Here is a 20,807-nt window from a genome sequence, read left to right as displayed (position 1 = left end):
AAGGCTCTCTTGTATTTTTGTAATTAGGGTAAAGGTGAATAGACCTTGTTATGCTTAATTATCATTCATTTATAGTACATTACAAATAAAAAAAGCCCTTTCGGGCTTTTTTCAATCTTTAGTCTTAATTACGCACCGTAAAACAATTGCTTATAAAATATAATAAGTAATTTTAACTTAAAGTTTAGCAAACGAGCGTTCTGCTGCCGCTATTGTTTCTTTTACTTCTTGCTCAGTATGCGCAGCACATACAAAACCAGCTTCAAATGCTGATGGAGCAAGGTACACACCTTCTTCAAGCATAAGGTGGAAAAAACGTTTGAAGCGCTCTAGATCGCATTCAGTAGCTTGTTTGTATGTCGTTACTTTTTCAGCATCAGTAAAAAAGAATCCATACATGCCGCCAGCATAATTAGTTGTTAATGCAATGCCTGCTTTTTTAGCGCCAGCTTCAAAGCCTTCACAAATTGCTTTAGACGTCGCTTCTAACTTATCGTGTAAACCAGGCTCACATAATAGCTCAAGTGATTTTAAACCTGCAGCCATCGCAATAGGGTTACCAGAAAGAGTACCCGCTTGGTAAACAGGACCCACAGGCGCAATGTAATCCATTATTTCGGTTTTACCACCAAATGCGCCAACAGGCATGCCGCCGCCAATGACTTTACCTAAACACGTAAGGTCTGGTTTAATGTTGTAATAAGCTTGTGCGCCGCCAAGAGCAACACGAAAGCCCGTCATTACTTCATCAAAAATAAGCACAGACTTGTATTCATCACATACTGCGCGTAAACCTTCTAAAAAGCCTGGCACTGGTGGAATGCAGTTCATGTTACCGGCTACTGGCTCTACAATAATACAGGCAATTTCGTCAGCGTATTTTGCAAAAATAGCTTTTACTTCATCTAGGTTATTAAACGATACCGTAAGTGTATGCTTAGCAAAGTCCTCAGGAATACCTGGAGAATTAGGTACGCCCATTGTTAGTGCACCAGAGCCTGCCTTAACTAATAACGAGTCAGCATGGCCGTGGTAACAACCTTCAAATTTTAATATTTTATCGCGGCCGGTAAAGCCACGTGCTAAACGAATTGCACTCATAGTCGCTTCAGTGCCTGAGCTAACCATACGTACTTTTTCGATTGATGGAACCAGCTCTTTTACTTTTTCAGCCATTAATATTTCGGCTTCAGTTGGTGCACCATAGCTAAGGCCATTTTCTACAGCTTCGTGCACGGCTTGTTTAATTGCAGGGTGGTTATGGCCCATGATCATAGGCCCCCAAGAGCCAACATAATCAATATAACGATTACCGTCGGCATCAAATGTAAACGCGCCTTCTGCTTTTGTAATAAATAGCGGCGTACCGCCTACACCATTAAAAGCACGTACTGGCGAGTTTACGCCACCAGGAATAGAAGCTTGAGCGCGTTCAAATAAGTCTTGGCTAATTGTCATGAAAAATCCTATAAATTATTACTAAAAAGGGGTTTAGCTATCGCGTTTGCGGCTAAACCAAGGTACGTCTACTTCATACTTATCGACTTTGTTTTCTACGCCGAGTGTTAAAGCAAACAGTGCCATACGAATTAATACGCCATTTTGTACTTGGCGGAATATTGCTAAATTGTCGTTACTGTTTAAGTCGTTATCAAGCTCGTTAGCTTCTAAGCGACTATCGCGTGGAAGAGGATGCATTAATACTGAGTTAGGTTTGCAGTGAGCGCTGTAAATAGATTGGCTAATTCTAAAGCCGCCACGGTATTTATTTGCTTCTTCTTGTGAAGGAAAACGCTCTTCTTGAATACGTGTTTGGTAAACAATATCGGCTGCTAAGTTGCCTTCCATCTTGTTTACTAGCTCAATTTTGTGGCCTGCATTTTCTACGGCATCTAAAATGCTCGTTGGCATTTGTAGGCCGTCTGGCGCTACCATCGAAAACTTTACGTTTTTGTAATGGCACAATAGTTTTGATAAAGAATGCACTGTGCGGCCATATTTTAAATCACCCACAAGTGCTATATGCATACCATCAATATTTTGATCAAAGCGATTTAGTTCACGCTCAATGGTTAATAAATCAAGTAAGGCTTGAGTAGGGTGCTCATTTGGGCCGTCACCACCGTTAATTACTGGTACGGTACAACCGTCAGCAAATTCACTTACTGAGCCAGCGTCAGGGTGGCGCATAGCTACGGCATCAGCGTAAGCTGAAATAACTCGAGCAGTATCGTAAAGTGACTCACCTTTTGCAAGGGCAGAGCTTTGCATACCTGTAGTTTCACGTACACCACCGCCGAGTAAGTTAAAGGCGGTACCAAAACTAACCCGTGTACGAGTGCTTGGTTCAAAAAACAAATTAGCTAAAATAGCGCCTTTAAGCACCGTTGTTTGCTTTTGCTTTTTAGCATAAGGCTCCATTTTTTTAGCTACTGCAAAAATACGTTCAATGCAGTCTCTGTCTAGCTGATTTACAGACAGTATATGTTCGCCTTGGAAACTTAACATGGGGTTATTCCTAATCAATCAAATGGGCGCGATAATCCATAAATGGGGCACGCAATCGCGCGTGTTATAACAAGTATTGTAAATTGCGGCGCAGTTTAACATGCACCGAAACGCTTATAAATTAGGTTTTATTACAGCAAGTGCCACTATGATAAGCAGCGCAATAACGGGAAGCTCATTAAAAATACGGTAAAAGCGGTCTGTTTTAGTGTTTCGGTCATGTTTAAAGTCATTCAATAACTTAAAACAGTAGCCGTGGTATACGTATAAAATAATTACTAGTACAAGTTTGTAATGTAGCCACATACTGTATCTAAACCAATCACGACCATATTCAACAATGGTTAATACACCAAATACAGCCGTTAAAACAGCAAATGGGGTTACGAAATAAAGTAGTCTGCGCTCCATAACTTTAAGCATAGAGTTACATGCCCTTTCTTCGCTCATTGCGTGATATACAAATAACCGTGGTAAGTAAAAAATACCGGCAAACCACGCAATCATAAAAAATATGTGGAGTGTTTTATAAATCAATAATGCGCTCATACTAGTCCTTATTACTTAAAGTAAGCTGTTACGAATGGTTAAAATATGATGAATTTGATCCCAGCGTAATAGCCCCATAATTTGTTGATTATCTAAAAGGTTATAAACGTAAAGTGCGCCACTTCTTTTATCTTTTAGTATATCGAATGCATCGGCTAGAGTGGCTTGGCTGCTGATGCCCTGCAAACTAATGTAGTTTATATTTATTGTTTCATCAGACATTAGCGTTAAATCGTACTCAGCGAGGCGGTAGCCATTTTCTTCGTCAAAAACAATTAACGGGGTTTGACTATCCATCGCATCTAGCGTGTTTTTTATTTGCTCTTTATCGTCTGAGTAAAGTAATTTAAAGTCTTCATCCATGTCATCCATTATTCCCACTTTTTGCAGTGCTTCGGTAGCAGGGGACACATGGTACGGCAAACCTTGAAAATCTAATTGCTGTAAAAATATGGAACGATTTCCAAAAAACTGTAAGGCAGTAACATAGGCTGTGGTTATAACTATCATCGCAGGAACGATTATTTCCGGTGACGATGTAAGCTCCATTACTGTTGTTAATGCAGCAAGTGGTGCATGCAGTGTTGCTGCCAATAACCCCGCCATGCCCAAAACTCCGTATGTACCGGCTATATCTGTACCAGGGCTAATATATTGAGCAAAAAAGGCCATTAATGTACCAATTAATACGCCAAGTCCAATAACAGGGCCAATTAAACCACCCGGAATACCTAAGCCAATAGCAAATAATGTTGCAAGCAATTTAGCGATTAATATAGTGGTAAGCAGTTTTACGTTATCAGGGGATTCAACCGCGATAGTAATTGCACTCATACCAGAGCCCATAGCATGTGGTACCGCGTAAGCTATTAAGCTGGCAATACAGCCCGCAATTAATAAACGAGGGAACATACTTAAAGGTTTAAATGTTTTAATAATTAGCATTAAATTTTGATTAAAGCTAAATGCAATAGCGCCCAGTGCCATACCGCATAGTATTAAATAAGGATAATGCCAGCCACTCAGTGGCGCTATGGTTATAAGTGCAAGCTCAGAGCCTTCACCAAATACAAACTGTGTAGCTAGTGCGCCAGTAACAGCAGCAAGCATGATAGGCACAAATATGTGTACTTTATATTCACGAAGTACCACTTCCATTACAAAAATAACGGCTGCAAGCGGGGTGTTAAATGAAGCGGCTATACCAGCTGCAACGCCGCAACCACTTAAAGTACGCATGGCGTTATGCGGTAAATGCAGTTTATCCGCTAAAATACTCGCACCCGTAGCGCCCATATGTACGGAAGGCCCTTCTCGACCAACCGAAAAACCGCTAATGAGTGCAAGTGCGCCACCAACAAATTGATTAACCGTATTATATAAAGGCATTTGCCCATAATGGCGTTTAATTCTGTGTATAACAAAAGGGATACCTAAACGGTAATGTTTAAAGCCAGTAAAAGCAGCAAACGTGGCTATTAGTAATGCAGCAACTAAAGGCATTAGCACACGTTCAAGTGTTGGTAGGGTCGTAAAGTCGTCAGGCGTTTCTAGAAATAAGCTTTGGAAAAATAAAATAGTTAAGCGGAATAAAATAATAAAAAATGCAGCAATTAGTCCGGCAACTACGCCTAATAAGCATAATTGTACAGATGTTTTAGGTTTTGCCAGTCGACGTCTGAGTTGCTCAAGCCACATGCATTATTTCCTCGCCGCATTTTTCAGCAGCATTTTAGCAAAAGAGTTCAGCTAAGTCGTTGTGATTTTGAATTTTTCGTAACTTATATTAACAATTTGCAGTAAAGTTTAAGCCCTATTATTTATAACTAAAATTTTTAATGAACTTATAGCTTACAAGGGTCGCTTTTAGTTTGCTTAAGTATTATTTTAGTGAGCTAATGTTTAGCCGTTTTTTTACTAATTTATAGGTATAACTTAGAGTAAAGAGTTGTTTTACTATACTTGATTAAAACACTCGGGTATTAGATAATCACGCCATTGCGATATTGAGGGTTTTAGAATGTCTGAAGAATTACCAATTAAGTTCAGCGATGCAGCTGCTGTTCGTGTTAAACAGTTAATCGACGAAGAAGAAAACCCAGATTTAAAACTGCGTGTTTACGTAACAGGTGGTGGTTGTTCGGGTTTCCAATATGGTTTTACTTTTGATGAAAAAGCGAATCCTGGCGATTTAGAAATTGTAAAAAATGGTGTAACGCTAGTTATCGATCCAATGAGCATTCAATATTTAGTTGACGGTGAAGTTGACTACACTGAAGGATTAGAAGGTGCACGCTTTTTTGTATCTAATCCTAATGCAACAACAACCTGTGGTTGTGGTGCAAGCTTTAGCGTTTAATAACTAAACGCTAAAAGAATAAAGCCGCTTTTGCGGCTTTTTTAATGCCTACAAATCGCTTGGTGCATATTCGGTTATTTGCATTATTAATACAAAAAAGCCAAGTACAAATGCAGAAAACGCTAAAATGTATATAAATCCTTTCTTGCCTTGTTTAATCGGCACGCCGTTATTGCGCAAAAAAAAGTACCAACCTAAGCATAATACAATAGGTAATAAAAAAAGAAGTCTGAACATTATTCGGCCTTTTTGGTGCTAATTATTGCTTAATCATAAACATGTGACGATAAATTGGAACAAAATTGTTATAAAAATTCATTTTAATTTTTTATAGCCAAGAGTTAATTTATTAATACTTTTTGAGTACTTAGGTGAATATTCAGCGTTTATAAATATTCACTCGTGTTCATATTTGTACCGAGTATGTAATTAGTTATTTAACCAAAGTGTTAATAGTATATAATGTATCCAAGAATGAGACGGGCAAAATTTCATTCTCAATAAAAATAAATCTTTACCACATTATTAGCGTAGTGCTTTTAGCTATATTGGTGGAGTGAGTAGCAACACATGCTTTGTTAAGCAATAGCTTGCTATTGAATGTAAGTATGACTGCTTACTTGCCTACAGCTATTGATAGAGACTACTGCTTTAATAGGTACGTCAAATCATCTAGTAGGAGATGTAAAATGATGGGCAAAACAGTTTCTTCTGAAGAAAATGCAAAGCTAACAAAGTGGCTTAAAAGTAAGCGCCACGAAAAGGGTCATACAATGCGAAGCCTAGCACAAGTGCTTGGAACGCCTCATTCGTTTATCGGCAAGATTGAAAATCAAGAACGCCGTTTAGATGTAATTGAGTTTGTTCGCTATTGTACAGCTCTTGAAGTTGATCCACATGAAGCACTTAGCTTGCTAAAAGTAGATTAACTCAAAAATTGCTTAGTACACTTTAAGGGGCACTTGATAGTGCTAAGCAATATGTTAATGCAGGGATGCATTAAATATTTTGATGATAATTCCTCTCAAGCTCATATAATTTATGCCTAATTAGATATAAAAACACTAGCGAAGGTATAACCATTAAAGCTGTTAAAATAAAGAACAGCGACCAATTCCCCATTAACCAATCATCAATCACTACACCGCTGTAGCTCGAAAGTAATGTTCGTCCTAAATTCCCTAATGATGCTAGTAATGCATAGTGTGTTGCACTAAATGCTCTGTCGCATAGCATTGATATAAAGGCCACCATAGCGACCAGCGACCATGCTTGCGTAAACCCATCAATAACAATAGCAAAGGCATATAGCCTTAAATCAGGGCCAACTAAAGCAATCCATGAAAAGGCTAAGTTTGAGGCCGCCATCGCAATGCCACTAACAAATAAACCCTTAACAATGCCATATTTTTGATTAAATAAACTGCCAACAAAGGTGAATATGATTGTAAGTACGGCAGTACCTACCTTTGAAAATGTAGCTATATCGCTATTGCTAAAACCAATTTCTTTATAAAAAACAATCGACATTCGCCCTAAAAACGCTTCGCCTATTTTAAATAAGAAAATAAACGCAAGTAATGCCAGTGCCGTTTTAACGCCATTTTTAGTAAAAAAAGCTCTAAAGGGATCAATAACGGTTACCGCGAGCCACGCAACAGTTTTTGTAAGAGGGGTTTGTTTTGTAGAGGACAGTTTTTCAAGGTACACACGTTCAAGCTCTGCATGTACGGCTTCGCGATTTGATTCAGGCTCTTTAGCAAACAATGCTCCACTCATTAGCAGCAGCATTACGGCTGCTAAAAAGTAATAAATTTGTGGCCAGTCGAGCGAGGGGATATCAGCCATATAAAATGGAATTGCGCCCAAAAGTGCATAACCTGTCCACCAACCAGATGTTGCCATCGCGGCCGCTGCGGTTGCTTTGTGTGATTCTTTCTCGCTTAGGGTGTCTATTCTAAATGCGTCAATTGCAATGTCTTGCGTGGCAGAAGCAATGGCGATTAACAAACAAATTGCAGCAACAAGTGCCAAATTAGCTTTTAAATCAAGCCCTGCTAGTAACAAGGTGCCAATAAAAATAAAGCTTTGGCAAAATAGTATCCAACTGCGGCGTTGACCTAGCCATTTATATAAAATAGGGAGTTTTGTACGATCGATTAAAGGCGACCATAAAAAGTTGATACTGTAAGCGCCAAATACAATGCCGAATAGGCCAATCATACTGCGACTTAGTCCTTCATCTTTTAACCAAGCCGACATTACAGAGCCAATTAGTACCCACGGAAAACCGCTACTCATACCAAATATAAAAATATTGATTAAGCGTTTGTCTTTAAAATAAGAAAAATATTCGCTAACAGAGAGAGATTTACTCATAGGGCCTTCATTGGCTTTGATGCAGAGCAGCTAAGCTGCTCTTAAAAAAGTTATAGTGGGACTTGCTCAAGCATTTTTATATTTAAAATAACCACTGGTTTTACAGGTACAAAATCGTAACCAATTTTTTCATTAAAGCCTGTTTCTACGGCCATAATTTTATCTAGTGTTTCGTAGCCTTCCATCACATTACCAAAAACGGCAAAACCCCAATCTTTACCTGGGTTTAAGTGATCGTTGTTATCCATATTAAAAAAGAACTGACGAGTACCAGAGTGAGGTTCACGGTCCTGATACGCCATAGCAATGCTATACATATCGTTTTTCATACCGTTACCGCTTTCATTAAAAATAGGATCGTTTTCGTGTAGGCCGTCGTAATCTTTATCGTAGCCACCACCTTGAATAACAAAGTCGCGGTCATTTTCTACATCACGTTCTATGCGATGAAAAACACTACCTTGATAGCTTTTATCTGACACGTAAGTTAAAAAGTTATTGACCGTAATAGGCGCTCTCGAACGGTCCAGTTCAACAACAATACTACCCATAGTCGTTACAATTTCGACGCGCGGGAAAATATTATCTTTTTGAACAAAGCGGCCTTCTTGGGCTGCAAAGCTACTTACACTCACAAATAAGCTTAAGCAGATTAAAAAAAGTCGTTTCATGGTTAACCTTCTAAAAATTCTATTAATTCAGGATCAGATACAATGCGGGTAATAATTTGCTCAGTCAACTTATTGAGCTGACCTTCTATTTTAGCGCGCTCGTGGCTAAATGGGCCTTCTAAATTAGCACTGCCTCTATACACTTTACTAAAGTTGCTTGAAGCGCGAATAACTCTTACACCAAGCTCTATATGCGCTTCGCTGGTATGGCTCACTAGTTTTTCGGTTACTACCGCTTGCAGTGCATGAATATCTACTTCAAAGCGCACAGTCGCTAAGTTAGAAATGCTGGCACCATTGCGGCTAAGGGCGCTGTCTAAAACACTTTTAACTGATTCAGTAAGACCTTGGCTTGCAAAGGTTTTAGTTTTGTCTGACTCAATAAGTTTAAGTGTTGATGTATCGCCCCGTAAATCAATTACACTGGTGCTTAAGCTACTATTTATAGTGCTTATCTGACCGCTTTTATAAACAGGATTGAGTATTACTTGGCTAGGCTGATTAGCGCAGCCACCAAGTATTAGTAATACACAACACCCAATTATAATGTTTGTTAATTTCATTTATAGCATTCCACTATTTTTAGTTGCGCTTAAAACGACAAACTTTTTGTTTGAACCTAGCAGTTTACAGTTACCGAACATACGATTTAACTTATCATGATAATCTAAATGACGATTACCAATAATACGCAGTTCGCCGCCTTCTTTTAATGTATCTTTTGCTTGTTTAAACATTTGCCAAGCAATGTGATCGGTAACCGCTTGAGCTTGGTGAAATGGAGGATTACAAAGCACCATATCTACACTGTCTCTTTCAAAGCCCGTTAAACAGTCATTTTCGATAAATTCACAGTTATCAAACTTATCGCCTAGGTTAATTTCTACATTTAACCGAGCCGATTCTACTGCCATGTAAGACTCATCAACAAACGTCACTGATGCATTAGGACACTGAGCAAGCGTCATTAATCCAACAACACCGTTACCACAGCCCAAATCAATAATACTTTTAGCTTTTGGCGTTTCTGGTAAGTAGTTAAAAAAGAAGCGCGCACCAATATCTAACGAATCACGCGAAAACACATTTGCATGGTTTGTTATATTAAACTCTGTGCCTTCAAGCTCCCACGTTATGGGGAAGTCTGCTGCTTTATATCCGCCTTTAGCTGTGCTTAAAATAAGGCGAGACTTTTTAACTGCTAGGCTTGTTGTTGTTTCACCAATAAATTGTTCAAATGATTTTATTGTTGAATTATGAATTTCTTTTGTTTTACCTGCCGCAATTACTGGTGTACCAGGCGCGAGTACTTCACTAAGTTCACTTAATTGGAACTGTAAAAAACCCACATTACGAGGGATTTTAATAAGTACTAAATCAACGTCTTCTGGTAATGCCGACAAACTATCTACTTGTGTAAAATCTGTAGTAGGCAATTTGTTTTCTTGTAAGTTATAAGCCGCAGCTTGGTGGCTAATATAAGAATCATTAACTGAACAAACCGTTAACTTATTAAAATAACAAGCAAGTGCACCAAAGCTATCGTTTAGAATAAGCAATGAGCGACAATCAGGGTGATGTTCGTTAACATAATTGATAAGGTACTCATCTGCCGAATCCCACGCTTGTAAGCTGCGGTTTTTTTGATCCAATGGAAAGCGTTCAAGAGTAAAGGTTTTATCGCCTAGCTGGGCTTGCGTCGTCATAATGGTTCGTTGATCAGTAATCTAATGTAGGTAAATTCTAACATGCAACGGCAAAACGCCAACCCCCAACAGTTACCAAATGGCTTTTCTTATCAAAGTAGGGCACTTAGTGCGCAAAAAAGCCTCGATCTGTTTTATTATTTGCAGAAAAACCTTCATTGGCAGCAACCCGATGTAACTGTTTATGGCAAAACTGGACCCATTCCACGGCTGCAATGTTTCATGAGCGATTTAAATATTGAATACGGCTATTCAAGTAGTAAGCAAATAGTAGAACCATGGGATGAATTGTTACTTAATATGCGAAAGCGTTTAGAAGCACATTTAAACCAGCCTCTAAACTCACTACTGGTTAATTATTACCGAGATGGTAATGATACGATGGGATGGCACAGTGATGATGAAATAGAGCTTGGTGATAAACCAACAATTGTGTGTGTGTCGCTAGGAGCTGATCGGGTTTTAAAGTTAAAGCACAAAGCGAGTAATAAAGTGACTGACTTAAAGTTACAAAGCGGTAGTTGCCTAATAATGAATGGAGATAGTCAACGAGATTATCAACATGCACTACCCAAGCAAACAACGCTTGCGCACCCGCGAATAAGTTTAACTTACCGATTTATTAAGCACATTAAGCAAAAGCAATTTAGTTAGTTAATTTAACTTGTTATAGTAAGCCTATAAATTAGCTAATTAAAATGGTCTTTTATGTCAATGCAGCAACAGATCCAAGAAAAAATAAGCAGCGCCATTGCGTGTAAACATTTAAACGTAATCAATGAAAGTCACATGCATAGTGCCGGTACTGAGTCACATTTTAAAGTTATAGTAGTTAGCGAAGAGTTCGCGGGTAAGCGCTTGTTACAACGCCATCGTGAAATTAACGAAATTTTAAAAGATGAATTAGCAAATCATATTCATGCACTCGCTATTCATACATATACACCAGACGAGTATACAGAGCAGGGCGGTGAAGCGCCTGATTCTCCTAATTGTATGGGCGGCTCAAAGCTTAACTAAAATAAATAGGGAATTTGGTCGGTGTTTAACTGATCAGATCAGTGTTTTTAGTATTAGCCTTTAAACTAGCGCTAATTTTTATTGTAAAAGATATAGGATGATCAATGGTCATTAAGCCTAAAATTCGTGGATTTATCTGCACAAACGCACACCCAGCTGGTTGTGCTGAGCATGTTCAAGAACAAATTAACTATGTAAAACAACAGGGTGCATTAAAAAGCGCACCAAAAAATGTATTAGTTATTGGCGCATCAACAGGCTACGGCTTGGCATCGCGCATTACTGCTGCGTTTGGTGGTGGTGCTAAAACATTAGGTATTTTCTTTGAAAAAGAAGGTACAGAGCGTAAAACAGGTTCTGCTGGTTGGTACAATACCGCTGCTTTTCAAGATGCAGCAGACGAAGCGGGCCTCTGGTCTAAAAATATTAATGGCGATGCGTTTTCTAACGAAATCAAGCAAAAAGCAATCGACACCATTAAAGCTGATTTGGGCAAAGTAGATTGTATTATCTACAGCCTAGCGTCTCCTCGTCGTACTGATCCAAATACTGGTGAAGTGTTTTCTTCTACACTTAAACCAATTGGTAATGCTGTAACAACAAAAAATTTAAATACATCAAAGCGTGAAATTGATGAAATTACGGTTGAAGCTGCAAATCAAGACGATATCGACAACACCATAAAAGTAATGGGTGGTGAAGATTGGGAAATGTGGATAGACGCATTAAAAGAAGCAGATGTATTAGCCGATAACTTTAAAACGACTGCGTACACTTATATTGGTAAAGAGTTAACATGGCCAATATACGGACACGCTACTATTGGTAAGGCTAAAGAAGACTTAGACCGTGCAACGGCTGCTATTAAAGAATCAACAAAAAATTTAAAGGGTGAGGCGTATGTTTCATCACTTAATGCAGTAGTAACCCAAGCAAGTTCTGCTATTCCTATAATGCCGTTATATATTTCTGCTTTATTTAAAGTTATGAAAGCAGATGGCACATACGAAGGCACTATTGAGCAAATTCACGCATTATTTAGTGAAAACCTGTATGGTGCATCGCCTCGTTTTGATGACGGCGGACATTTATTCCAAAACTACAAAGAGCTAGAGGACGATGTGCAAGCACGCGTACAAGCTGTATGGGATAGTGTTGATACAAGCAGTATTGATGAGCTAACAGACTATGTTGGTTACCATAACGAGTTTTTACGCTTATTTGGTTTTGGTATAGACGGTGTTGACTACGAGCAAGATATCGATTCAGTTAAGCCAATTGCTAATATGATTGACTAACAGAACTTAGGGCCTGTTTATCTTTCGAGGTTGAATTTACAGCAGTCTGTTTGGTATTTAGGCAAGGCAGAGCCTATGTAGTGTGGTTATTCCCCATAAATGGGCGATAACGTGGAATAAATGCCAAACATGCGCTGCCCAAAGGGTTCTGCCTAGGGGCTATTTACTCTTTGTTGCTCGGTTTTTACTTAGCCCACTAGGTTACAAACCTCACGCCGCGATTAAATAGCCCCTAGATTGAACAAATTTTAATCCTGAAAGGTCAACAGGCCCTAGTTATTAAAAGCCGCTATTGTGGCTTTTTTTATATTATGCGATTTGTTTAATTTACGATGAAATCAGGAACAATAATTGCTTAGGCTACCACTTTGGTCTAACTTGATTTTTATTAAAATCACTTAACAAAACCAAATAAGCGTTTCTGTCGTATAATTTTCATAAATACACTCGCATAGTCATCTAAAATGATGTTAAAATCTCGACAATATGTGATGAGTTTTACTACGTTGCTTGTTTGATATATCTAGCAAGCTGCTCTTTTGTACCTTGATATAGCTTGGAATAACTCAAATGGCGACGTGGTTGATACGATTTTTCAGTTTCTTTCCTTTAATGTAATGCAAGTGCGTATGATCAATATAAAAAAAGGTCTGGATTTACCCTTAGAGGGCTCGCCACAGCAAGTTATACATGACGGTTCTGCTGTCAAACGTGTAGCTGTGCTTGGTGAAGAGTTTATCGGTATGCGTCCAACCATGCATGTTCGTGTGGATGACCAAGTCAAAAAAGGCCAGGTACTTTTTGAAGATAAAAAGAACCCAGGCGTCCTATTTACTGCTCCAGCTTCTGGCACAGTAAAAGAAATAAATCGTGGTGCTAAACGTGTGCTGCAATCTGTTGTTATTGAAGTTAACGGCAGTGAGCAAATCACCTTTGACTCTTTCAAAGCAGACGAGCTTTCGAGCTTAGAGCGTGAAAAAGCCAAAGAAGTACTTATCCAGTCTGGTCAATGGACAGCACTTCGTGCTCGCCCATTTAGCAAAGTAGCGGCTGTGGATGCAAATCCTAGTTCTATTTTTGTGACCGCAACTGACACAAACCCATTAGCTGCAGATCCTGCAGTAATAATTGCCGAGAATGCGCAAGCATTTGAAGCGGGTCTTGCTGTTATTTCGCGTTTGACCGATGGCAAAGTATTTGTGTGTAAAAAAGCAGGTAGCCAAGTTCCTAGCTCATCTATAGCTCAAGTAGAAGTACATGAGTTTGGTGGTGTGCATCCGGCTGGCCTCGTTGGCACTCATATCCATCATCTTGATGCAGTTTCTGTTAGCAAACAAGTTTGGCATATTGGTTACCAAGACGTTATTGCGTATGGTCACTTATTCCTTACTGGTGAAATTTACACAAATCGTGTTATTTCGCTTGCAGGTCCTCGCGTTAAAAACCCACGTTTATTGAAAACACAACTAGGTGCTTCATTGGATGATTTAGTGGCTGGTGAGCTAGAAGACGGAGATAACCGCGTTATTTCTGGCTCTGTTCTATCAGGTTCTATTTCAAACGGTGTTCATGCATTCTTAGGTCGTTACCACGTTCAAGTATCTGTTTTACTTGAAGGTCGCGAAAAAGAATTGTTTGGCTGGATTGCACCAGGTAGTGATAAATTCTCTGTAACGCGTACATTCCTTTCTCACCTTGCGCCGAGTCGTTTATTTAAAATGACAACGTCAACAGGTGGTTCAAAACGTGCCATGGTACCAATTGGTAGCTACGAGCGCGTAATGCCGCTGGATATTTTGCCTACTCTATTATTACGTGACTTAATTGCGCGTGATTTAGACAGTGCAATTTCATTAGGCGCGCTTGAACTTGATGAAGAAGATTTAGCGTTATGTACCTTCGTTTGTCCTGGCAAATACGAGTATGGTTCTATCCTACGCGATTGCTTAACTACGATCGAGAAGGAAGGCTAGAGAGATGGGTTTAAAAAAATATCTAGAAGATATCGAGCCGAATTTTGAAGCCGGTGGTAAATATGAAAAGTTTTATGCTCTGTATGAAGCAGCTGCAACTATTTTTTATACACCAGGCTACGTAAATAAAGGCGCGACACACGTACGCGATAACATCGACCTAAAACGCATGATGATTTTAGTGTGGATGGCGACGTTCCCAGCTATGTTTTTTGGTATGTTCAATATCGGCCATCAGGCCGCAGGTGCTTTAGCACAAGGTTTTGAACTAGCAAACACGTGGCAAGTTGGTTTGTTCCAGTTATTCGGTGGTGAATTAACCGCTGATGCAGGCTGGGGCGCTAAGATGTTCTATGGAGCATGTTTCTTCCTACCTATCTACGCGGTAACATTTGCAGTAGGTGGTTTTTGGGAAGTAATATTTGCTTCTGTGCGTAAGCATGAAATTAACGAAGGTTTCTTCGTTACTTCAGTGTTATTTGCACTTATTTTGCCAGCAACGATTCCTTTATGGCAAGTTGCGTTAGGTATTACGTTTGGTGTAGTAATCGCTAAAGAAATCTTTGGTGGTACTGGCCGTAACTTCTTAAACCCTGCTTTAGCCGGCCGTGCATTTTTGTTCTTTGCATACCCTGCTCAAATCTCAGGTGACACAGTATGGACAGCAGTAGATTCGTTCTCTGGTGCAACTATGCTAGGCCAAGCATTTGCTGGCACACTTGATTTTGCAAACATGGAATTATGGTGGAATGCGTTTTATGGTTTCATTCAAGGTTCTGTAGGTGAAACATCTACACTTGCATTATTAGTAGGTGGTTTGTTCTTAATTTACGTTCGTATCGCTTCTTGGCGCATCGTACTAGGTGTATTCCTAGGTATGGTAGCAACTGCGTTTATATTAAATGCTGTTGGCTCAGAAACTAACCCTGTATTTGCAATGCCTTGGTATTGGCATTTAGTACTTGGTGGCTTTGCGTTCGGTATGTTCTTTATGGCTACTGACCCTGTATCAGCTGCATTTACTGACAAAGGTAAATTAGCATATGGTCTATTAATTGGCTTTATGGTGGTTATGATACGTGTTGTGAATCCTGCTTTCCCAGAAGGTATGATGCTAGCAATCTTATTTGCTAACTTATTTGCTCCACTGTTCGATCACTTTGTAGTGCAGGCTAATATTAAGCGGAGGTTGGCACGTAATGTCTAGTAATAACGAATCAATCGGTAAAACGTTAGCAGTAGTTGTTGCGCTATGTTTAGTGTGTGCAATTATTGTATCGTTTGCTTCTGTACAGCTTCGTCCTTTACAGCAAGCTAATAAAGAAAAAGATATTCAAAGTAATATCTTGGCTGCTGCGGGTATCGATAAAGTTGAAAATGTTTTAGAAACATTTGATGCAAAAATCGAAGCGCGCGTTGTAAATATGACTACAGGTGAGTTTGTAGATACAGACCCAACAATCTTTGACTTTGAAAAAAGCAAATATGATGCAGCGCTAAGTGTTTCTCTTAAAGAGAAAGGCGTTAAAGATATTGCTGGTATTCAACGTGTGACTAAAGAGTCGCCGGTGTATATCTCTAAAAAAGAAGATGGCTCAGTTGATGCAATCATTCTTCCTATCCAAGGCTACGGCTTATGGGGCTTAATGTATGGTTTTATCTCGCTTGAAAGCGATGGCGAAACAGTTAAGAGCATTATCTTTTACAAGCATAATGAAACCCCTGGCCTAGGTGGCGAAATCCAAAATCCACAGTGGACTGCTACATGGGAAGGTAAAGAACTTCCAATTCAAATTGTTAAAGGTACTGCGGGCAATGATGAGCATAAGATCGATGGTCTTTCAGGTGCTACATTAACGTCTAACGGTGTTGATCATGCAGTTGACTTTTGGACTGGCGAAAATGGCTTTGGCCCTTTCCTTGCGAAAGTACGTAAAGGAGCATTGAAATAATGGCTGATACTAAAGAAATGAAGGCGGTCCTATTTGGTCCGGTTTTAGCTAACAACCCAATCGCACTACAAGTACTTGGTATTTGTTCGGCGCTAGCGGTAACGTCTAGCTTAAAAAATGCGTTAATCATGTCAATTGCATTGACACTAGTAACCGCGTTTTCGAGCTTCTTTATCTCGCTTATTCGTAACCAGATCCCATCATCTGTACGTATCATCGTACAAATGACAATTATTGCATCATTGGTAATCGTTGTTGACCAAGTATTACAGGCATTCTCTTACGCTACGGCAAAAGAGCTTTCTGTATTCGTTGGTCTAATCATTACTAACTGTATCGTAATGGGTCGTGCTGAAGCATATGCGATGAAGTCGCCACCAATTATGTCTTTTCTTGACGGTATTGGTAATGGCTTAGGCTATTCTGTAGTACTACTTACTGTTGGTTTCATTCGTGAGCTATTCGGTAAGGGTTCACTATTCGGTGTTGATATTATCCCATTAGTACAAGATGGCGGTTGGTATCAGCCTATGGGTCTATTGATTTTACCACCGAGTGCATTCTTCATCATTGGTTTATTCATATGGGTACTTCGTACTTATAAGAAAGACCAAGTAGAAGCTAAAGCGTAAGGGGAAAATAGTGGAACATTATATTAGTTTATTTGTAAAAGCCGTTTTTATTGAGAACTTAGCGTTGTCATTCTTCTTAGGCATGTGTACTTTTTTAGCAGTATCTAAAAAAGTAACTACATCAATTGGCCTAGGTATAGCGGTTATAGTTGTATTGGGTATTTCTGTGCCTGTTAACAACTTGGTTTATCATGCGGTACTTGCACCCGGTTCACTTACTTGGTTAGGTTACCCAGATGCAGATCTTAGCTTTTTACGTTTCTTAACTTTCATTGGTGTTATTGCAGCACTTGTGCAAATTCTTGAAATGGCATTAGATAAGTTTTTCCCTGCACTATACAACGCATTAGGTATCTTCTTACCACTTATCACAGTTAACTGTGCAATATTTGGTGCGGTATCATTCATGGTTGAGCGTAACTATAACTTCGGCGAGTCTGTTGTTTATGGTGTTGGCGCTGGTGTTGGTTGGGCGCTTGCAATTACATTACTTGCAGGTATCCGTGAGAAACTGAAATATTCAGACGTGCCAGACGGCTTACGTGGTTTAGGTATTACCTTCATCACTGTTGGTTTAATGGGACTTGGCTTTATGTCATTCTCTGGTATTTCACTGTAAAGGGTAGCGAGGATAAATCATGGATTATCAGATTTTCTTAGGCGTTGGTGTTTTCATCGCTATCGTTGTACTACTAGTTTTAGTGATTATTGGTGCTAAATCTCAGTTAGTTGCAAGCGGTGACATCATCATCGGTATTAATGGCGATAAAGACAAAGCCATTACTACATCAGCAGGTAATAAGCTTTTAAGTGCATTATCTGAGTCAGGTATTTTCGTATCATCTGCTTGTGGTGGCGGTGGCTCTTGTGGTCAGTGTCGTGTTCACATTAAAGAAGGTGGCGGCGATATCTTGCCAACTGAACTTGATCACATATCTAAAGGTGAAGCCCGTGAAGGCTGTCGTTTAGCGTGTCAGGTAAATGTTAAAAACGACATGGAAATTGAACTTGAAGAGTCAATTTTCGGTGTTAAAAAATGGGATTGTGAAGTTATCTCTAACGATAACAAAGCAACGTTCATTAAAGAACTTAAACTGCAAATCCCTGGTGATGAGTCAGTGCCTTTCCGTGCGGGTGGTTACATCCAAATCGAAGCGCCACCTCATCATGTTAAATATGCAGATTTTGATGTTCCTGAAGAATATCGTGGCGACTGGAACCATTTTGGTTTCTTCGATCTGGAGTCAAAAGTAGACGAAGAAACTATTCGTGCATACTCAATGGCTAACTACCCAGAAGAAGAAGGCATCATTATGCTTAACGTGCGTATTGCTGCTCCGCCTCCGAGAAACCTAAGCTTGCCATGTGGTAAAATGTCTTCGTACATTTGGTCACTTACAAAAGGCGACAAGGTAACTATTTCAGGTCCATTTGGTGAGTTCTTTGCTAAAGACACAGATGCAGAAATGATCTTTGTTGGTGGTGGTGCTGGTATGGCGCCAATGCGTTCACATATCTTTGACCAACTTAAACGTTTGCACTCTAAACGTAAGATGAGCTTTTGGTATGGTGCACGTTCTGAACGTGAAATGTTCTACGTAGAAGATTTTGACGGCCTAGCGGCTGAAAATCCTAACTTCGTATGGCATACAGCGCTTTCAGATCCACAACCTGAAGATAACTGGGAAGGCTACACTGGCTTTATCCATAACGTGTTATTTGAGAACTATCTTAAAGATCACGAAGCGCCAGAAGATTGTGAGTACTACATGTGTGGTCCTCCAATGATGAACGCGGCAGTTATCACTATGCTTAAAGATTTAGGTGTTGAAGACGAAAATATCTTATTAGATGATTTCGGTGGCTAACACTAATACCAAAACAGTTTAGTTTTGGTTAAAATACCAGCCTCGTAGCACTTGTGTTACGAGGCTTTTTTTATTCTTTAATTTTTCAATCTATTAAGTAGAGCTGTTATGAATCGAGTAAGTACTTCACAAGGCATAATGGCCTTTTTACTAATTACGCTGACTTTATTATTGTCTGGGTGTGGTGAAAAGCCAGAGTCAAAAGAGACCTTTTTAGAAGGTAAGACTATGGGAACCACTTATCATATTAAATATTATGATGAGCAAGCCCAGTTATCGGCCTCACAATTGCAGCTGCAAATAGACGCTGTTTTAAAAGATGTAAATCAATCTATGTCTACTTACATAGAAGACTCTGAAATAAATACATTTAACAGATTACCTGCAAATCAAGTGATGCCAATTAGCGACGATTTTAGGGCTGTTATAAGCGAATCAATCCGCTTAGGTGAATCAACTAAAACACTTGATGTAACTATGGGACCTTTAATTGACTTATGGGGCTTTGGTCCTGATAAAAAGCCAACCAATCGCCCAAGCGATGAAGAGCTTACTAAAATGGTTGAAAAAATAGGTATTGATAAGCTTATTTTAAATGAACAGGGTTTAGCTAAAACAGTTAATGGGCTAGAGCTTTCGTTTTCAGCAACGGCTAAAGGCTACGGTATCGACAAAGTAGCGCAGCTATTAGAAAGCCACAGTATTACTAATTATATGGTTGAGATTGGTGGTGAGCTACGTATAGCGGGTGAAAAGCCAAATAACCAGGATTGGAAAATTGCGATAGAACAACCAGATGCACAACCTGGAGAGCGTAAGGTACACCGTGTTTTATCGCCAGGTACAAACGGGATAGCGACATCAGGTGATTACCGTATTTTTTATAAAATGGATGGCGAAATCTATACGCATCTAATTGACCCTGCAACCGGCATGCCTATTAAGCACGACTTAGTGTCGGTAACGGTGCTTAATCCAAGTGCTATGACGGCAGATGGTTTAGCGACTGCTCTTACTGTGATGGGTATGGAGAAAGCGCAGGCATATGCTCAGGAGCACGATTTACCAGTATACTTAATAGGTAAATCAGAAGAGGGTTTAGTTACTTATTCAAGCCCTGCATTTAAACCTTATTTATAGTATGGTGCTGGCTTGTTTATTTCCGCGTTATTTGGGTATATAATAGCAGTCGCTCAAAAATGTTTGAGTTTAATTAATTGCTGATCAATAGGGGCTAAGCAATGTCACTTTTTCTTCTTACTTTTGGCTTACTAATTTTGATAGTATCGGCTATGGCCGTTGGTATGATCGTGCAAAAAAAATCGATGGCAAGTAGCTGTGGTGGTTTGGGTTCGGTTGGTATTGATAAAGCCTGTGATTGCGATGATCCATGTGATAAGCGCAAAAACCGTTTAGCTAAAGAACAAGCCTGGAAAGAAAACCAAATTATTTAAGTTATCTTAAATATTAAAAAGCGCTTTATAGCGCTTTTTTTGTGTCTGTAAAACTCTTTAAATTCTTTGTTCTCAAAGCAATCCAATCTTAATGTATTAGACAAACGTCTATAGTTTAGTTTTTTTCACCTATTAGGTTTATTTTTCTCGTTTGTCAAATTGGAGCTAACACTCTAAAGTTTAACCATAGACACAGAGCAAGGCTCTAGTCATAGCTTGAGGCAAAGTTGGCCTCGCTTAAAAGAATCTTTATATTGTGTGTGAAGATGTTGTCAGTGTGAAAGGCAACTCAAATTCGGTGGTGACTGTATTTGAGTTGTTTTTATTTCCCCTACAATGCCACGTAATATATACCAAGAATCTTTATATTGTGTGTGAAGATGTTGTCAGTGTGAAAGGCAACTCAAATTCGGTGGTGACTGTATTTGAGTTGTTTTT

The 20,807-nt window shown here is 39.3% G+C and carries 22 protein-coding genes; 13 read left to right on the top strand and 9 right to left on the bottom strand.

The genetic code is table 11. The features are described 5' to 3' along the window. Window positions 1–177: 177 nt before the first annotated feature. The 4 genes from hemL to GQR55_RS07800 form a co-directional block, all read right to left on the bottom strand. On the bottom strand, window positions 178–1,458 hold the full coding sequence (hemL, locus tag GQR55_RS07815; RefSeq protein ID WP_166420138.1) for a glutamate-1-semialdehyde 2,1-aminomutase: 1,281 nt from the start codon (window positions 1,456–1,458) through the stop codon (window positions 178–180). 33 nt (window positions 1,459–1,491) lie between these two features. Next, on the bottom strand, window positions 1,492–2,508 hold the full coding sequence (locus tag GQR55_RS07810; protein ID WP_008169702.1) for an aspartate carbamoyltransferase: 1,017 nt from the start codon (window positions 2,506–2,508) through the stop codon (window positions 1,492–1,494). A gap of 114 nt (window positions 2,509–2,622) precedes the next feature. After that, complete coding sequence (locus tag GQR55_RS07805) at window positions 2,623–3,057, bottom strand: CopD family protein (RefSeq protein ID WP_166420137.1); 435 nt, start codon at window positions 3,055–3,057, stop codon at window positions 2,623–2,625. A gap of 15 nt (window positions 3,058–3,072) precedes the next feature. Then, on the bottom strand, window positions 3,073–4,755 hold the full coding sequence (locus GQR55_RS07800) for a chloride channel protein (protein WP_166420136.1): 1,683 nt from the start codon (window positions 4,753–4,755) through the stop codon (window positions 3,073–3,075). A gap of 322 nt (window positions 4,756–5,077) precedes the next feature. Here GQR55_RS07800 and erpA point away from each other — a divergent pair, with 322 nt between their 5' ends. Continuing rightward, window positions 5,078–5,416: an iron-sulfur cluster insertion protein ErpA gene (gene erpA / locus GQR55_RS07795; protein WP_002958911.1), complete on the top strand. Its 339-nt coding sequence runs from the start codon at window positions 5,078–5,080 to the stop codon at window positions 5,414–5,416. Between the two features lie 48 nt (window positions 5,417–5,464). Here erpA and GQR55_RS07790 read toward each other — a convergent pair whose 3' ends face one another. Next, window positions 5,465–5,653, bottom strand: a complete 189-nt coding sequence (locus GQR55_RS07790; protein WP_166420135.1) for a hypothetical protein — start codon at window positions 5,651–5,653, stop codon at window positions 5,465–5,467. Window positions 5,654–6,105: 452 nt separating this feature from the next. Between GQR55_RS07790 and GQR55_RS07785 the strand changes: the two genes are divergently transcribed. Then, window positions 6,106–6,345, top strand: a complete 240-nt coding sequence (locus tag GQR55_RS07785; RefSeq protein ID WP_007584874.1) for a helix-turn-helix transcriptional regulator — start codon at window positions 6,106–6,108, stop codon at window positions 6,343–6,345. 70 nt (window positions 6,346–6,415) lie between these two features. On the opposite strand, the gene GQR55_RS07780 is transcribed toward GQR55_RS07785, so the two are convergent. From GQR55_RS07780 to GQR55_RS07765, 4 genes are read right to left on the bottom strand one after another with little or no spacing between them, the layout of a single operon-like run. Next, on the bottom strand, window positions 6,416–7,795 hold the full coding sequence (locus GQR55_RS07780; RefSeq protein ID WP_166420134.1) for an MFS transporter: 1,380 nt from the start codon (window positions 7,793–7,795) through the stop codon (window positions 6,416–6,418). A gap of 50 nt (window positions 7,796–7,845) precedes the next feature. Beyond that, the gene (locus tag GQR55_RS07775; protein ID WP_166420133.1) at window positions 7,846–8,466 is read right to left on the bottom strand and encodes a peptidylprolyl isomerase; all 621 of its coding nucleotides are present in this window, start codon (window positions 8,464–8,466) and stop codon (window positions 7,846–7,848) included. 2 nt (window positions 8,467–8,468) lie between these two features. After that, entirely contained in the window at window positions 8,469–9,029 is a 561-nt protein-coding gene (locus tag GQR55_RS07770) for a YajG family lipoprotein (RefSeq protein WP_166420132.1), read from the bottom strand. After that, a complete protein-coding gene (locus GQR55_RS07765) occupies window positions 9,030–10,172 on the bottom strand; it encodes a methyltransferase (protein WP_166420131.1) in 1,143 nt (380 codons plus the stop codon). A 42-nt stretch (window positions 10,173–10,214) separates the two neighbouring features. Here GQR55_RS07765 and GQR55_RS07760 point away from each other — a divergent pair, with 42 nt between their 5' ends. The 11 genes from GQR55_RS07760 (at window position 10,215) to nqrM (ending at window position 20,369) form a co-directional block, all read left to right on the top strand. After that, window positions 10,215–10,826 (top strand): alpha-ketoglutarate-dependent dioxygenase AlkB, encoded by a 612-nt coding sequence (locus GQR55_RS07760; protein WP_166420130.1) that lies wholly within the window; start codon window positions 10,215–10,217, stop codon window positions 10,824–10,826. A gap of 54 nt (window positions 10,827–10,880) precedes the next feature. Next, window positions 10,881–11,192, top strand: coding sequence for a BolA family protein (locus GQR55_RS07755; RefSeq protein WP_165728481.1), 312 nt, complete (start codon window positions 10,881–10,883; stop codon window positions 11,190–11,192). A 104-nt stretch (window positions 11,193–11,296) separates the two neighbouring features. After that, window positions 11,297–12,490, top strand: coding sequence for an enoyl-ACP reductase FabV (gene fabV / locus GQR55_RS07750; protein ID WP_166420129.1), 1,194 nt, complete (start codon window positions 11,297–11,299; stop codon window positions 12,488–12,490). A 629-nt stretch (window positions 12,491–13,119) separates the two neighbouring features. Next, window positions 13,120–14,463, top strand: coding sequence for a Na(+)-translocating NADH-quinone reductase subunit A (locus GQR55_RS07745; RefSeq protein WP_166420128.1), 1,344 nt, complete (start codon window positions 13,120–13,122; stop codon window positions 14,461–14,463). A gap of 4 nt (window positions 14,464–14,467) precedes the next feature. Beyond that, window positions 14,468–15,670, top strand: a complete 1,203-nt coding sequence (locus GQR55_RS07740) for an NADH:ubiquinone reductase (Na(+)-transporting) subunit B (protein ID WP_166420127.1) — start codon at window positions 14,468–14,470, stop codon at window positions 15,668–15,670. Then, on the top strand, window positions 15,663–16,415 hold the full coding sequence (locus GQR55_RS07735; protein WP_166420126.1) for a Na(+)-translocating NADH-quinone reductase subunit C: 753 nt from the start codon (window positions 15,663–15,665) through the stop codon (window positions 16,413–16,415). The genes GQR55_RS07740 and GQR55_RS07735 overlap by 8 nt, the downstream gene beginning before the upstream one ends. Continuing rightward, entirely contained in the window at window positions 16,415–17,047 is a 633-nt protein-coding gene (locus GQR55_RS07730; protein ID WP_007584891.1) for an NADH:ubiquinone reductase (Na(+)-transporting) subunit D, read from the top strand. The genes GQR55_RS07735 and GQR55_RS07730 overlap by 1 nt, the downstream gene beginning before the upstream one ends. Before the next feature lie 10 nt (window positions 17,048–17,057). Then, window positions 17,058–17,666: an NADH:ubiquinone reductase (Na(+)-transporting) subunit E gene (nqrE, locus tag GQR55_RS07725; RefSeq protein WP_166420125.1), complete on the top strand. Its 609-nt coding sequence runs from the start codon at window positions 17,058–17,060 to the stop codon at window positions 17,664–17,666. Between the two features lie 19 nt (window positions 17,667–17,685). Next, window positions 17,686–18,915 carry an NADH:ubiquinone reductase (Na(+)-transporting) subunit F gene (nqrF, locus tag GQR55_RS07720; RefSeq protein ID WP_166420124.1) on the top strand — a complete coding sequence of 410 codons (1,230 nt, stop codon included), beginning with the start codon at window positions 17,686–17,688 and terminating at the stop codon, window positions 18,913–18,915. Window positions 18,916–19,023: 108 nt separating this feature from the next. Next, window positions 19,024–20,055: an FAD:protein FMN transferase gene (locus tag GQR55_RS07715; RefSeq protein ID WP_166420123.1), complete on the top strand. Its 1,032-nt coding sequence runs from the start codon at window positions 19,024–19,026 to the stop codon at window positions 20,053–20,055. A 101-nt stretch (window positions 20,056–20,156) separates the two neighbouring features. Continuing rightward, window positions 20,157–20,369: a (Na+)-NQR maturation NqrM gene (gene nqrM / locus GQR55_RS07710; protein WP_007376137.1), complete on the top strand. Its 213-nt coding sequence runs from the start codon at window positions 20,157–20,159 to the stop codon at window positions 20,367–20,369. Window positions 20,370–20,807 lie beyond the last annotated feature (438 nt).

Origin of the sequence: Pseudoalteromonas sp. Z1A8 (assembly GCF_011378855.1) — a bacterium.
In the GTDB taxonomy this organism is placed as follows: Bacteria; Pseudomonadota; Gammaproteobacteria; order Enterobacterales; family Alteromonadaceae; genus Pseudoalteromonas.
This window is presented reverse-complemented; position numbering and strand designations above follow the sequence as displayed.

What these genes read in the sequence shown, in the direction of transcription:
- hemL (WP_166420138.1), bottom strand. Translation starts at nt 1,458, where the DNA reads ATGACAATTAGCCAAGACTTATTTGAACGCGCTCAAGCTTCTATTCCT.
- GQR55_RS07810 (WP_008169702.1), bottom strand. Translation starts at nt 2,508, where the DNA reads ATGTTAAGTTTCCAAGGCGAACATATACTGTCTGTAAATCAGCTAGAC.
- GQR55_RS07805 (WP_166420137.1), bottom strand. Translation starts at nt 3,057, where the DNA reads ATGAGCGCATTATTGATTTATAAAACACTCCACATATTTTTTATGATT.
- GQR55_RS07800 (WP_166420136.1), bottom strand. Translation starts at nt 4,755, where the DNA reads ATGTGGCTTGAGCAACTCAGACGTCGACTGGCAAAACCTAAAACATCT.
- erpA (WP_002958911.1), top strand. Translation starts at nt 5,078, where the DNA reads ATGTCTGAAGAATTACCAATTAAGTTCAGCGATGCAGCTGCTGTTCGT.
- GQR55_RS07790 (WP_166420135.1), bottom strand. Translation starts at nt 5,653, where the DNA reads ATGTTCAGACTTCTTTTTTTATTACCTATTGTATTATGCTTAGGTTGG.
- GQR55_RS07785 (WP_007584874.1), top strand. Translation starts at nt 6,106, where the DNA reads ATGATGGGCAAAACAGTTTCTTCTGAAGAAAATGCAAAGCTAACAAAG.
- GQR55_RS07780 (WP_166420134.1), bottom strand. Translation starts at nt 7,795, where the DNA reads ATGAGTAAATCTCTCTCTGTTAGCGAATATTTTTCTTATTTTAAAGAC.
- GQR55_RS07775 (WP_166420133.1), bottom strand. Translation starts at nt 8,466, where the DNA reads ATGAAACGACTTTTTTTAATCTGCTTAAGCTTATTTGTGAGTGTAAGT.
- GQR55_RS07770 (WP_166420132.1), bottom strand. Translation starts at nt 9,029, where the DNA reads ATGAAATTAACAAACATTATAATTGGGTGTTGTGTATTACTAATACTT.
- GQR55_RS07765 (WP_166420131.1), bottom strand. Translation starts at nt 10,172, where the DNA reads ATGACGACGCAAGCCCAGCTAGGCGATAAAACCTTTACTCTTGAACGC.
- GQR55_RS07760 (WP_166420130.1), top strand. Translation starts at nt 10,215, where the DNA reads ATGCAACGGCAAAACGCCAACCCCCAACAGTTACCAAATGGCTTTTCT.
- GQR55_RS07755 (WP_165728481.1), top strand. Translation starts at nt 10,881, where the DNA reads ATGTCAATGCAGCAACAGATCCAAGAAAAAATAAGCAGCGCCATTGCG.
- fabV (WP_166420129.1), top strand. Translation starts at nt 11,297, where the DNA reads ATGGTCATTAAGCCTAAAATTCGTGGATTTATCTGCACAAACGCACAC.
- GQR55_RS07745 (WP_166420128.1), top strand. Translation starts at nt 13,120, where the DNA reads ATGATCAATATAAAAAAAGGTCTGGATTTACCCTTAGAGGGCTCGCCA.
- GQR55_RS07740 (WP_166420127.1), top strand. Translation starts at nt 14,468, where the DNA reads ATGGGTTTAAAAAAATATCTAGAAGATATCGAGCCGAATTTTGAAGCC.
- GQR55_RS07735 (WP_166420126.1), top strand. Translation starts at nt 15,663, where the DNA reads ATGTCTAGTAATAACGAATCAATCGGTAAAACGTTAGCAGTAGTTGTT.
- GQR55_RS07730 (WP_007584891.1), top strand. Translation starts at nt 16,415, where the DNA reads ATGGCTGATACTAAAGAAATGAAGGCGGTCCTATTTGGTCCGGTTTTA.
- nqrF (WP_166420124.1), top strand. Translation starts at nt 17,686, where the DNA reads ATGGATTATCAGATTTTCTTAGGCGTTGGTGTTTTCATCGCTATCGTT.
- GQR55_RS07715 (WP_166420123.1), top strand. Translation starts at nt 19,024, where the DNA reads ATGAATCGAGTAAGTACTTCACAAGGCATAATGGCCTTTTTACTAATT.
- nqrM (WP_007376137.1), top strand. Translation starts at nt 20,157, where the DNA reads ATGTCACTTTTTCTTCTTACTTTTGGCTTACTAATTTTGATAGTATCG.